This is a genomic window from Devosia sp., assembly GCF_028290625.1.
In the GTDB taxonomy this organism is placed as follows: Bacteria; Pseudomonadota; Alphaproteobacteria; order Rhizobiales; family Devosiaceae; genus Devosia.
In genome coordinates, this window is sequence record NZ_JAQGJM010000027.1 from 106,374 (window position 1) to 119,031 (window position 12,658).

At 62.5% G+C, this 12,658-nt stretch carries 10 protein-coding genes; 2 read left to right on the forward strand and 8 right to left on the reverse strand.

Annotated features, from left to right (window positions below):
• Positions 1-55: 55 nt before the first annotated feature.
• The 5 genes from ugpC to JWR51_RS14805 form a co-directional block, all read right to left on the reverse strand.
• On the reverse strand, positions 56-1,159 hold the full coding sequence (ugpC, locus tag JWR51_RS14785; protein ID WP_299748902.1) for a sn-glycerol-3-phosphate ABC transporter ATP-binding protein UgpC: 1,104 nt from the start codon (positions 1,157-1,159) through the stop codon (positions 56-58).
• Positions 1,159-3,750, reverse strand: coding sequence for a GH116 family glycosyl-hydrolase (locus tag JWR51_RS14790; protein WP_299748905.1), 2,592 nt, complete (start codon positions 3,748-3,750; stop codon positions 1,159-1,161). The genes ugpC and JWR51_RS14790 overlap by 1 nt, the downstream gene beginning before the upstream one ends.
• A gap of 20 nt (positions 3,751-3,770) precedes the next feature.
• The gene (locus tag JWR51_RS14795; protein WP_299748908.1) at positions 3,771-4,634 is read right to left on the reverse strand and encodes a carbohydrate ABC transporter permease; all 864 of its coding nucleotides are present in this window, start codon (positions 4,632-4,634) and stop codon (positions 3,771-3,773) included.
• Complete coding sequence (locus tag JWR51_RS14800) at positions 4,631-5,527, reverse strand: sugar ABC transporter permease (protein ID WP_299748911.1); 897 nt, start codon at positions 5,525-5,527, stop codon at positions 4,631-4,633. Before JWR51_RS14800 ends, JWR51_RS14795 begins: the two co-directional genes overlap by 4 nt.
• Positions 5,528-5,601: 74 nt before the next feature.
• Positions 5,602-6,882, reverse strand: coding sequence for a sugar ABC transporter substrate-binding protein (locus JWR51_RS14805; RefSeq protein WP_299748914.1), 1,281 nt, complete (start codon positions 6,880-6,882; stop codon positions 5,602-5,604).
• A gap of 206 nt (positions 6,883-7,088) precedes the next feature.
• On the opposite strand from JWR51_RS14805, the gene JWR51_RS14810 reads away from it, so the two are divergent.
• Positions 7,089-8,093 carry a LacI family DNA-binding transcriptional regulator gene (locus tag JWR51_RS14810; RefSeq protein WP_299748917.1) on the forward strand — a complete coding sequence of 335 codons (1,005 nt, stop codon included), beginning with the start codon at positions 7,089-7,091 and terminating at the stop codon, positions 8,091-8,093.
• Positions 8,094-8,235: 142 nt separating this feature from the next.
• The gene (locus tag JWR51_RS14815; protein WP_299748920.1) at positions 8,236-10,026 is read left to right on the forward strand and encodes a patatin-like phospholipase family protein; all 1,791 of its coding nucleotides are present in this window, start codon (positions 8,236-8,238) and stop codon (positions 10,024-10,026) included.
• 123 nt (positions 10,027-10,149) lie between these two features.
• Here JWR51_RS14815 and JWR51_RS14820 read toward each other — a convergent pair whose 3' ends face one another.
• The 3 genes from JWR51_RS14820 to JWR51_RS14830 form a co-directional block, all read right to left on the reverse strand.
• A complete protein-coding gene (locus JWR51_RS14820; protein ID WP_299748922.1) occupies positions 10,150-10,545 on the reverse strand; it encodes a hypothetical protein in 396 nt (131 codons plus the stop codon).
• 355 nt (positions 10,546-10,900) lie between these two features.
• On the reverse strand, positions 10,901-11,563 hold the full coding sequence (locus tag JWR51_RS14825) for an NAD(P)-binding domain-containing protein (protein WP_299748925.1): 663 nt from the start codon (positions 11,561-11,563) through the stop codon (positions 10,901-10,903).
• Positions 11,556-12,620 (reverse strand): LLM class flavin-dependent oxidoreductase, encoded by a 1,065-nt coding sequence (locus tag JWR51_RS14830; RefSeq protein WP_299748928.1) that lies wholly within the window; start codon positions 12,618-12,620, stop codon positions 11,556-11,558. Before JWR51_RS14830 ends, JWR51_RS14825 begins: the two co-directional genes overlap by 8 nt.
• Between the last annotated feature and the right edge of the window lie 38 nt (positions 12,621-12,658).

Consider the following 12,658-nt stretch of genomic DNA (forward strand, 5'->3'; position numbering starts at 1 on the left):
AGTCTGCTTTAGGCAAGCCGGACGGGACCGAACATTCATCCTACTCTATTGCTGGTCAGGCCAGATAGGCTGCGCGCCAGTTTTCCGAAGCGCCAATTGCCTGTCCGGTGGCGTCAAACAGGTGCACGAAATCCTCGCTAAACCCTATGCTCATCGTGTCGCCCGATTGCGTGCCGCGGATGCCGGGCAGCGCGGCGGTGAAGGGCTCGCCTGATGCGAGCGTGGCATGGATGATGGTCTGCGAGCCGAGCACTTCGGTGGTTTCAACACGCAGGTTTAGCGCCCCACGACCGACCACGGTATGCTCGGGACGGATGCCCAGCGTTACCTCACTGCCGTCGGTCAGGTCGACCTGGCGCCCGGGCAGCGGGATAGCGGTGCCATCGCCGAGCGCCACGGCAAGGACATTGCCGTTTCGTTGAATCGTGCCCTTCAGCATGTTCATCGGCGGCGCGCCGAGAAACTTGGCGACGAAGGCATTGCGCGGGCGGGCGTACAGTTCCACCGGCGAGCCCACCTGCTCGATCTGTCCTTCATTGAGCACGACGATCGTGTCCGCCATGGTCATGGCCTCGACCTGGTCATGGGTGACGTAGATCATGGTGGATTTCAGCCGCTTATGCAGGCTGATCAGTTCGCCGCGCATCTTGATGCGCAATTCGGCGTCGAGATTGCTCAGCGGTTCGTCGAAGAGGAAGGCCTTGGGCTCCTTGACGATGGCGCGGCCGATGGCGACGCGCTGGCTCTGGCCGCCGGAGAGCTGATTGGGACGGCGCGCGAGCAGATGTTCGATCTGCAGGATTTCCGCCGCCTTGGCGACGCGGGCAGCGATTTCGGACTTGGCGAGCCTTTGGTTTTCGAGGCCGAATTTGAGGTTCTGCTCGACGCTCATATGCGGGTAGAGCGCGTAGGACTGGAACACCATCGCCATGCCGCGGGCGGAGGGCAGCAGGTGATCGCAGCGGGCGCCATCGATCTGCACTTCACCGGCGGTGACTTCTTCGAGCCCGGCCATCATGCGCAGAAGGGTGGACTTGCCGCAGCCGGAGGGCCCGACGAAGACGGTGAAGGAGCCGTCCTTGATATCGAGATCGATGCCGTGGATGACCTCCACGCCCTGGAAGCTCTTGCGGACGGATTTGAGTTCGATACCGGCCATCAGATTGCCTGGAGCTGTTGGGTGGCGCCGGCGGCGAGCACCGTGGAATTGTCGAAAGTCTTGGAAGCGAAGCCGGCCACCGAAAGTTCGCTTAGCTTGATCGAACCGCCGAGGACTTCGAGGATGACTTTTTCGCCCTCGCGGGTCAGCGTACCAAAGCCGGTGCCGGCCGACCAGAACAGGCGGTAGTCGCCACTGATTTGCGGCGCAAATGCTAGCGTTCCGCTAACGAAATCGGCACGCAGGCCCGAAAATGCGTTGACGAGCTGCCAGGCCGACATGGAGCGGGCGTAGTAGGAGCCGCATTCGATATCGTTCCAGGGATTGCGGCGCGAACCGTCGTGGCGGTTGCGGGCGGCGCGGACGATGTCCCTGCCCTCCTCGACCAGGCCATGCATGATCAGGTGCGAGGCGGACATGTATTCGATGCCGGTCCAGACCTCCTCGGCGTAGGGCGCAGCGACCATGGGCTGGCGGATGCCTTCGGGGTAGGTGGCGATCAGCAGACCGCCCTCGTCCTCGAAAGCGTAGTTGCGGCCGGGGTTGAAGTGATTGCTGAGGTCCGGGCGGAAGTTGTTGGCGTGGACGGAAGTCAGCGCGGTTTTGACCTTGTCGGCGTCGAGGAAGCCACCAATGCCGGCGACTTCGGCGTGCCATTGACCGAGGATCTGGTCGGAGATGCAGCCTTCACCCATCTGGTATTTGGCTTCGGAGAATTCCTCGGACCAATAGGTTTCCATGAAGCCATCGGCAAGCACGCCCGCGGTGCGGCCGACATCGAACGGGGTGAGCACGGATTTGTCGGAGAGGTCGATGTTCTGGATGAACCAGCGGCCGTTGAAGAGGTGTTCATTGATGTAGTCGGCGCCGGCCTTGCCGAGGCGAGCGGTCTTTTCGGCGAAGTCGGTATCACCGACGGCCTTGGCCATTTCGGCAGCGCCGAGGAGGGCGGCGACATACATGGAGGCGAGCCAAGAATTGGGCTCGAACAGTTCCATGTCCAGCGTGTGGTGCTGGCGGCCGGAGAGGATGCCGGTCTGGTTGGGGTCCCAGCGGTCGGGGTTCTGGTCGCTCCAGGCGTATTCCACGGCGCGTTTGACGTGGGGGAACCAGGTGCGGAGCCAGTCGGTGTCGCCCGAGAGTTTCCAGTCGCGGAAAGTCTTGATGACGGCGCCGAAGTGGCCGTCGGCGCAGGGGCCGATGATGTCGAAGCTGGAGCCCAGGGGTAGTTTCTGGCGGAAGGTCAGGCCGCCGGAGGGGAGCTGGTTGAACTTGAATTCGGTCTCGCGTAGCGAGCGTTCGAGCGTCGGGAACAGGTGCGATAGCGCCTGCTGGTAGTTCCAGACGTGAGTGCAAGAACCCTCGCACGAGCCGTCCTGGGTGTGCTGGCCCTCCCAGCCCCAGAGTTCGCCGCCTTCGAGGCGAATGACGGTGGCGGTACGCAGCAGAGCCAGGGTGGCGCTTGAGGCGTCCTTGACCTCGGCGGGCAGGGTGGTGCCGAAGAGGCCATCGCGGAAGGCGGTGGTCTGGGCGGCGAGATCGTTCCAGCGGGTCAGGGCATCGGTCGCGCTGGCGGTCGAGTCGGCCCATTGGGTGGCGTAGAAGTTTTTCCAGTTGGGGGTGGCTTTGTCGGGGATAATGCCATCGGGCTTGGGGCGGTAGGCCCAATAGATATCGCCGTGCGGGAAGCTCCAGGAGATGACGAAGCGCACTTTTTTGGCTGTGCCGGCGGGGACAGTGACGCGGGCGCCGAGCGTGCCGTGCTCGGGCTGCATGCTCATGTGCTTGGACGCGCGGGGCTGATCGTAATGCCGGGCCGGGAGGCGGCCGGGGCGGGCGAACTCCTTCCAGTAGACGGCGAGGTCGTCGAACCACTGGCCACGGAAATGGTGGTCGGTGTGGTCGACATCCTCTGCATCGGTCGCGATGGTGAGGTCGCCGCGCTGCGTCTCGGGCAGGTCGGTATCGGACGAGGTCAGATGCAGGCTGGAAATGCCGTTCTGCTGCTTGAAGGTGTGCCTGCCGGAGTTGGAGAGGTAATTGCCCAGCGTTCCGGCCAGCGTGTAGGTCAGCTCGTCGGCGGTCGAATTGACGATTTCGAATTCGAACATGGCGACCGGCATGGAGCTGTCGCGGTCGTTGTGGGGAATGAAAGGGCTGAGCGCGGTCAGGCGGATATCGCCGGGGAAACGCTCGTCCTTGTAGACGAGGTCGGCGGTGGGAAAGCGACCGTAGAACTCGACTTCCTTGAAATGCGGAACGCCGGCAAGGGTCTGGCGATTGGCGCCGTGGCCGAAGCCGTCGAACATTTTTCGCACGGCGGGCGCGCCGGAGGGATTGAGGTCATAGGGGCCGTTGAGGACGCGGGCGTCGACCAATTGGCCATCCTTTTCCGCCTTGATGGCGAAATGGGAATAGCCGTTATAGCCCTGAATGCCGGGGCGGTTGCGGATCGACCAGTCGATCAGCCGGCCGCTGCCGGAGATGGAAAAGCCGCCTGAGCCAATGCCGCCGAGCGGAAAGGCCAGGTAACGGGTGCGCTGGCCCGTATAGGCAAAGCGCTGGTCGATGGCGGCGAGGTCGTCCCACATTCTTGATGATCCTAGGAAAATTAGCCCCTGATTCCGCTCATCGTGACGCCTTCGATCACGAATTTCTGGGCGAGCAGGAACAGGAGGACAACGGGCAATACGGCCATGCTCATCGCCGCCATCACCACCGCCAGGTTGCCCGAGCCGAGGTAGCCGCGCAGGATGTCCATGGCGAGCGGCAAGGTCATGGCGTTTTGCGGCCCGAGCAGGGCCTTGGCCTGGAAGTAATAGTTCCAGGTCTGGGTGAAGGTGATGATGGCGAGCGCCGAGAGCGCCGGGCGGAGCTGGGGCAGCGAGATGCGCCAGAAGATCTTGAGATAGCCGGCGCCATCCATCAGCGCGGCTTCCTCCAGCGCCTTGGGCTGGCTCTGCATGAACTGGCGCATCAGGAAGACGCCAAAGCTGGAGGTGAGGTACATGAGCGCGAGCCCGATCGGCTTGTTGATCAGCCCGGTCTTGGCGTAACCGAGGAAGATCGGCAGGATGGTCACCTGCGCGGGAAACATCAGCCCGACCAAGAGGATGAAGAACAGGCTATCGCGCCCCGGAAACTTCAGGCGGGCAAAGGCAAACGCGGCGAGCGTGCAGGTCACGAGCTGGCCCAGCGTCACCACCACCGCGATCATCACCGAGTTCATGTAGATCTGGAGGAACGGCACGTTGGCCTTGAGCACCGCCGCGTAGTTCTTGAAATCCAGATTGGGCGGGATGAAGCTCGGCGGCATCTTGTAGGCGTCCGCGACGGTGCGGAACGACATGGAGAACAGCCAGGCAAAGGGCAGCAGCATGAAAATGCCGAGCAGGACCAGCACGGCGATGATTGCCCGATCGATCCAGCGGGCGGCCGCCTTGGTCTGCATGCCTTGATGTGCGGTTTTGCTCATTTGGACACCAACCAGCTTGAGGCAAGCATCTGCATGCCGGTGATGATCAGGATAACCACCGTCATCACCACGGCGACCGAGGCGGCGTAACCGATCTGGAACGAGCCGAAGGCCTCCTCGACGATGTTGATCGACATTGACCGCGTCGTATCGCCGGGACCGCCCTTGGTCAGGATCCAGATTGATTCATAGACTTGCAGCGCCCCGATGGAGGCATAGACCACGGCAAAGAACACGACCGGTGAAATCCAGGGCAGGGTGATGCGCCAGAACCGCCGCCATGGGGGCGTGCCGTCCATGATCGCCGCTTCCATGATGGTTTTTGGCACGCCCTGCAGCGCCGCGATGAAGATGACCATGAAGAAGCCGGTGTTCTTCCAAACGTCCATGAACACGATCGAGGGCATCGCTGTCTGCGCCGACGTCAGCCAGCGCACGGTGGGAAGGCCAAGCAGGTTCAGGTAATAATTGAAGATACCGCTGTCCTGGTAGAAATAACCCCATACGATCGACACGAAGGCGGCGGCGATGATCACCGGCAGGAAAAATGCCAGCCGGAAGAAATACAGCAGCCAGCCGGGCATCGACCGGTTCAGCGCCAGCGCCAGCAACAAGCCGACCGACACGTTTCCGGTGACCGCGAACAGCGTGAACTGCAGCGTATTCCAGAAAATCTGCACCGAGCGGCGGTCGGTAAAGAAGCGCTTGAAATTGTCCAGACCCACCCAGTGCGAGCCCAACTGCGGGTCGTAATAGGCAAAGCTTAGCACCACCGTGACGATCGCGGGCGCAAGCACAAAGGTCAGGTAGAGCAGCATGGCCGGGAACACCAGCACGTAGCCGGTGCGCATCTGGCTTGTTGCCAAATCGGAATGTCGTGCGGTGGTTGCCATCTATGCCCCTGTCGGAAGCGGGGCGCATCGAAATGCGCCCCCTCCTTCGCCGTCCGGGAGGACCGTCGAAACTGTCAGGCGCCGAGCGAGGCTTTGAGCCGGGCGAACGAGTCGTTGAGCTCGGCATCCGCCTGCTTGCAGCCATCGGCGATCGACACTTCGCCGGCCATCATCGCAGTATAATAGCGGATGAAAATCTTCTCGACTTCGAGGAAGTTGGCGGGCGACGGCACCGCCTTGGCGTAGTCGAGCGTCTGGTAGTAAAGCGGCGCGCTCGGCGGGAAGGCGAGGAACTCGGGGAGTTCAGCGGCTGCCTTGGAGCCGGGCACGGAGCTGCCTGATTTTGCCACGTCGGCCTCGAGTTCCGGCCCGGTCAGCTCGGCGACCATAGCCTGCACGGCTTCCATGTTCTGCGCGCCCTTGGAGATACCGACAGCGCCGAAGCCAACGACGGTGGCCTGCGTGGTCTTCTGCGGCGGCGGCACGACGTCCATGTTGAGGTTGGCGTTGCGCACGTTGGGGATGATCCAGTGGCCGCGATTGATCATTGCCACCTGGCCAGCGAGAAACTGGTTGTCCATGGTGTCGCTGCCGGGGATCGGCGACGAGCCGTCGACATGGATGATGTCGTAGAGGAACTGCAGCACCTCGGCGACCTTGGGGTCGAGCATGTTGGAAGCCGACCAGTCGTCGTTGAGCACCCCGGTGCCATTGGTGAAGAACCAGGGCTGGATGAAGAAGTTCTGGTTGGGAACCTCATAGCCCCATTGGCTGACGTTGCCCGAGCCGTCCTTGACGGTCAGCGCCTTGGCGGCGGCGCGGAAATCGTCCCAGCTCCAATCTGCCTTCGGATAGGCCTGGCCCGCCTTGTCGAACAGGTCGCGGTTATAGTTGACCATGATGTTGTTCCAGGACGTCGGCACGAAATAGGTCTTGCCCTGGTACTTGCAGGCCTCGAACAAAGCCGGCGCGAAGTCGGAATAATTCGGGTTCTTGGCGATGAAATCGTCGATCGGTTCCATCAGGCCGCGCGCCGCAAAGGTCTGGAACGTCTCGATGGCGGTGCCATAGATGTCGTATTGCGAGCTCGAGGCGAACTGGCCGATCACCTTGGTGACGAAATCGCCCCAGCCCGTCGAGATCGGGTCCATATCGACGCTGACCTGGAAGTTGGGATACTTCTTATTGAAGCGGGCGATGGCGTTGTTGGTGTTGGCGAGATCGGCGTCGCCGCCGTTCATCAGGATGCGGATGGTGCCCGAGGCATCCGACTGGCCGAGGGCGCGGCCGACACTGGCGGCGGCGGCCAAAGCTGCCGAAGACACCAGCAGGTTGCGGCGAGAAATATTGAACATGTACGTCCTCCCTGTGCGCCACTCCCCGGCGCGTTGTCGTTCCGCCGAGTTTTCGGTCGAAACGTTTCGTTTGTGTCGTCGAAAAAATCGCGGCTTTGGTTCCCAACCACGCCACGACGGTCTATTTGCTAACACGAAACGTTTCGTATAACAGCATTTCAGTAGGCCGCTGGCAAGAGGGTCTGCAAAAACGATTTGGAGGAAGCGTGGCCACCATCAAGGACGTGGCGAAATATGCCGGGGTCGCGATCTCGACGGCGTCGGCGGCGATCAACCGTTCGGCACCAGTCAGCGACGAGGTGATCGCCAAGGTCGAGGCGGCGGTGCGTGCCATTGGTTATGTGCCTCACGCCGCGGCCCAAAGCCTGCGCATGGGCCAGTCGCGGCTGATCGGTCTGATCCTTCCCGACATAACCAATCCGCATTTTGCCAATGTCGCGCGGGTGGTTGAGTCGGCTTGCCTTGAGGCCGGCTACATGGCCGCGGTCTATTCCACCAACGAGGATTTCGATCGCGAACGGCAAATACTCAAGATGATGCGGGCGCAGCGCGTCGCCGGCCTCATCATCATTCCCACCCGCTCCGACGCGGCACACGGCGCCCGCCTGGCCGGCGAAATCCATGTGCCAACGGTGCTCCTTGATTCCTACGTCAACGGATTGCCCTACGACGTGGTCAAACTGGACAATGTGCAGGCAGGGCGCCTTGCCACCGATTACTTGCTGGGTTTGGGCCATCGTCGCATCGCCGTCACCACGGGCCGCGATAACATCGTTACCGGCGAAGACCGCCTCCAGGGCTATCTTGAGGCCCACGCCGCACTTGGCGTTCCGGTCGATCCGCACCTTCAGATCACCGGCAAGTTCCTGCAGTCCGTGGCGCACGATAACACGCTCACCTTGATGCGACGCCCCGAGCCCCCCACCGCCATTTTTGCGCTGTCCAACATGATGATGCTTGGTGTGCTCAATGCCTTGCGGGAGCTGAAACTGTCGGTGCCAGGAGACGTTTCGGTCATCGGCATCGACGACTTCGACTATGCCAACATCATGAACCCGCCGCCCACGGTCGTGGCGGCGCCTGTAGCCGAAATGGCCCAAACCGCCATCGAACAACTGTTCGGGGAGATCCTCAACAAGTCACAGCCAACCATGGCCGTACGCCAGTTCGTGCCCGAACTAATCGTCCGCGAGAGCTGCCGTCGCATATAAAGGGGCTAGCGTCCGCCTTGGGCCCGGCAGTGGGCTGGCGGCTAATCGCCCGCCGACCTGGCCGCTCTTTCGAAAGTGGATATTGTAGGCTGAGCAGGACGTCGTGCAGAATTAGTTTGGCTCTACATCGGGGAGGATGGCCATGCTTGAATGCGACCTGATCATGAAGGGCGGGGTGACTTCAGGCGTTGTGTACCCGAACGCCATTGCCGAGGTTGCCGAGACCTATCGGCTCCGCGACATCGGTGGCACTTCCGCCGGAGCGATCGGTGCGGTGTTCGCCTCTGCGGCCGAGTACCGACGACAAACGACCGCCCCCGGTGGCGACACTATGGCGGGCTTCAAGGCTATCCGGTCGGTCGCAAAAGAGCTTGGCACCGTCATGCAGTCCTTGTTTCAACCGAGTCCGCCGTTTCGCACCGTATTCTCGATTGCCATGGGATTTCTTGATCGCTCCAGCTCTGCCGGCCCGGTTCCTCCATTCCTCCGGCCGCTACTGGTCGGCTTCTGGTGGCAGTGGTCGGTAGCCCTGGCGGCCGGTATCGCGACGGGAGCCACTGGAGCCCTTAGCGGCAACGGCTGGTTGCTTGTAGCGACTGTGTTGCTCGGCATTATCGTATGTGCGGCTTTGGCGCTTGGCTTGGTCGGCCTGACACTGGTCAAACTCGTGGCCAAGGACCTGCCGAAATATGACTTCGGCATATGCAGTGGGCTATTCCAGGACAACCCGACGAAGCCAGGATTCACGGACTGGATTGCAGACAAGATCGACCTTATCGCGGGCAATGTCGATTCTGCCGGCAGGCCGCAGACACCCCTGACGGTCGGGCAATTGCTCGATCAGAACATTCGGGTCGCTGCCATGACCACCGATCTGTCCAGCGGGCGGCCTTACCAGTTGCCGCTCAAGGCTCGTTTACACCTTTTCAGCCGGACTGAGTTTTCGGATTTGTTTCCGGAGCGTGTCGTCAATGCGCTGGCACTGGAAGAGAACAGATTCGAGACCGACACACCCGGATTGCCGAAGGATCTTTACTGGTTGCCCGTCGATCGGGACTTTCCCGTCGTATTGGTTGCCCGCATCAGCCTGAGCCTTCCTGGACTGATCCAGGCTGTCCCGCTCTATCGCTTCGACGACGGCGTCCGCACCGGCCCGGATGGTCAGGCAGAGATCCGGCGGTGCCTATTCTCCGATGGCGGTATTTCCAGCAACTTCCCGATCCACTTTTTCGACGCCTTGCTACCCGCGCGGCCCACATTCGGAATCAGCCTCGGCAGCTGGGAGCAATCGCGCCACGGCGACGAGCGCGTCGTGCTGCCCAAGCTCTGGAAGCAGAGCTCCAACCTCCCGATCCGACCGATCAGAGGAGCGGTGGGTTTCCTGTTCGCGATCCTGGATGCCGCCAAGGACTGGCAGGACACGCTCCAATCGTTGTTGCCAGGCTATGCCGAACGTATTGTGGAAATTCGCCTGGATGGCGACCACGAGGGCGGATTGAACCTGAATATGGGGGCTGACGTCATCGCCAAGCTCTCCGAACTTGGTACGCTGGCAGGCAAAAAACTGGTGACGGAGTTCGACTTCGACGAGCATCGCTACAGGCGAGCTTTGTCGCTCTTGCCTGAGGTCGAGGAGAGCCTTGAGGGCTTCTCTGCGGCCTACGATGCGCCTCGTGAATCGGCGGCGTCCGGCCGCACCTATCAGGAAATCCTGACCGAATACGAGCCGAAGAGCTACAAGGGAAACTCCCCGCAATGGCGCAGAGAAGTATTGGACGCCTTTACCAACCGCCTGGCGACCATTGGCAGGGACGCCGCGATCGCACAGAAGGCGCCGGGTCGCAGGAGCGTTCGCAAAGGCGAAACCCCTGCGGTCGAGGCAAGCCTACGGCTGATCGCCGGGACCGATCGGGCTCCCAAGGACATGGGCTAAAGGTCGGCTCATGGTGCCGGGACCTGCCTGACCGCTCACGGCCCAATCTGGATATCGCCGGCGGCGGGCACCACTGCCTTGGCGATGTCGCAGAGATGTCGGTGGTGGCGCCCCCCGCACCCCTCACCGCACCAAAGCTGCGTGCCAGATGCCTTCGGCGCCGTCGCCCTTGACGTCGCCGGCCTTGTGATCGCCGCTAAAGCGGTAGAGCGGGTGACCCTTGAAGGCCCAGATCGGCCCGCCGTTGGCCTCGACCGGGGCGAAATTGCCGCTCGCCTTGGCGCCGTTTGCGGCGCGCTGCGGCGGCCAGGCCAGCCGGCACAGGCCATTGCAATTGGAAACGCCGGGACCGTCCTGGTCATAGACGTAGAGCGTGCGGCCCTGCCCGTCGGTCAGCATTTCGTGGCCGCCGACCGTCACCGACTTGATGACGCCGCCGGCATAGTTCGCCGCCATGGCGCCACCGGTCATCATGAGCGTCACGCTCGCCGCCGCCAGCATTATCGAACGAATGGTCATCTCAACTTCCTTTCCCGTGAGGGGCGAAACAACTGTTCCGCATGGGAGAGACAACACCGACCGACCGCCCTTATTCCCTCCACGCGAGAACGTGATCGGGGGCACTCCCGTGCCTGAGCCTTACCTCCTCGCCAACCTTCTCCGTAGCCGTATGCCTCCGCTCCCCTCCCTCGCATCACTTTGCCAATGCCGGACTAAACCCCCGCTCCGCGGTGTTGATGTGTCGACGGCCCATCGCGCGCTGCGCCGTCGACAAAGAGAGCGAGACAATTCCCGCGAACATGAACGCGCCCATGGCGCCTTCCAGCCTCCTCGGCCTTGGCACTGCCGTTCCGCCCCACTAGCGGCACCGTCGCTATTCAGCGGCTTTGGCCTGAAGTGAATCCCTTTGGAGCAGAGAGACCATTTCATCGTGCCGGAGCTGCGCGCCGAAGATCGGGGTTCCGGCGTTGAACTTCTGTCCGGCTGCCAACTCGCCGGCGTCGACCGGATCATAGCCCAGCCGGTCGATGAAGCCGGCAACCGCCTGGCGGGCATCGGCATCGTCGCCGGCGAGAGCCAGCGCCTGCCGTTCTGGATGGCCGGGCGGCCGCCCTTGCTCCTCGAGTTCGTGATAGCCGATATGGTTGAGCGTCCGCACCAGTCTTGCCTGGGGCAGAAAGCGCCGCACGACTTCGCTGCTCGAGGACCCGCGATCGAATTCGGGGAGGATGCCGTCGATCGGCGGCCAGTAGTTCATCGCGTCGATGACGATTTTGCCGGCGAGTGTCTCGGGCCGCAAGCTACGGTACTTGCCGAGCGGCAAGGCGAGCACGACGATGTCGCTGTCGCGCGCCGCGGCTTCTGTCCCCACCTGCCGGGCACCGGGCGCCAGCAACTCGACGATCAGCGCGGACTCTGCCTGTGGCCGCGTGCTGGCGATCAGCACCTCATAGCCAGCTTTGAGGGCCTGGCGCGCGAGTGCCGTGCCAACCCGTCCAGCTCCGAGGATGCCGATTGTCCGAACTGCGCTAGGCATCTGCCGTCTCCTTGTTCTGGTCAGTCGCGAGCTGCGCATCGACGAGCGGTTTCACCCGGGTCCCCAGCAACTCGATGGCGCGCAGGAAGTGCTTCTGCGGCAATTGGCCGAGATCCATCTGGAAGAACTGCCGCGTGTGTCCGAGCCTATGGTGCAGGGCGACGATGCGCTCGGCGATCTCTTCGGGACTGCCGACGAACAGCGCGCCGCCGGCGCTTGCCTCATGCTCGAAATGTTGGCGGTCCGGCGCGGCAAAGCCTCTAATCTTGCCGACCGTGGTCATGATCTCATGCCAATGGCCGTACCAAAGAGCCTTAGCCGCCGCCGAATCTTCACCGATGAAGCCGGGGCTTGCTACCGATACTTTGATGGTCGCGCCCGGGACCTGCGCCTGCGCCGCGGCGCGGCGGTAGAGATCGGCCAGCGGTGCAAAGCGCGCGGCCTGGCCACCGATGATGGCATAGGAGATGGGCAGGCCCAGCAGTGCGGCCCGCACGGAGGACTGCGGATTGCCGCCGGTGCCGAGCCAGATCGGCAGCGATCCGGCATCCGGGCGTGGCACGATGAGGGCGTTATCGAGCGCCGAGCGGTGCTTGCCGCTCCACGTCACCGTGTCGGTCGCCTCGTTGATCGCCAGGAGGAGATCGAGCTTTTCGGCATAGAGCTCGTCATAGTCGTTGAGGCTATAGCCGAAAAGCGGAAAGGACTCGGTCGAAGACCCACGCCCGGCAGTGATCTCCGCGCGGCCGTTCGACAGCGCCGAAAGCGTTGCAAACTGCTGGAAGATGCGCACCGGATCATCGGTGCTCAGGACCGTCACGGCGCTGCCGAGCCGAATATTCTTGGTCACCGCAGCAGCCGCTGCCAGAATAACGGGCGCTGCCGAGGCAGGCATCTCCCGGGTGTGGTGCTCACCGATGCCGAAATAGTCGAGGCCGACTTCATCGGCCAGCTTGATCGCCTCAAACAAATTCCGTGTTGCCTCAGCGGTCGAGCCAAGCTGCCCGGTTTTCGGGTCGCGCTGCACGTCTCCAAAGCTGTAGATGCCCAGTTCCATTTCTGTGATCCTTAGTTCTCGCGCCGCGAGCTGTGCCG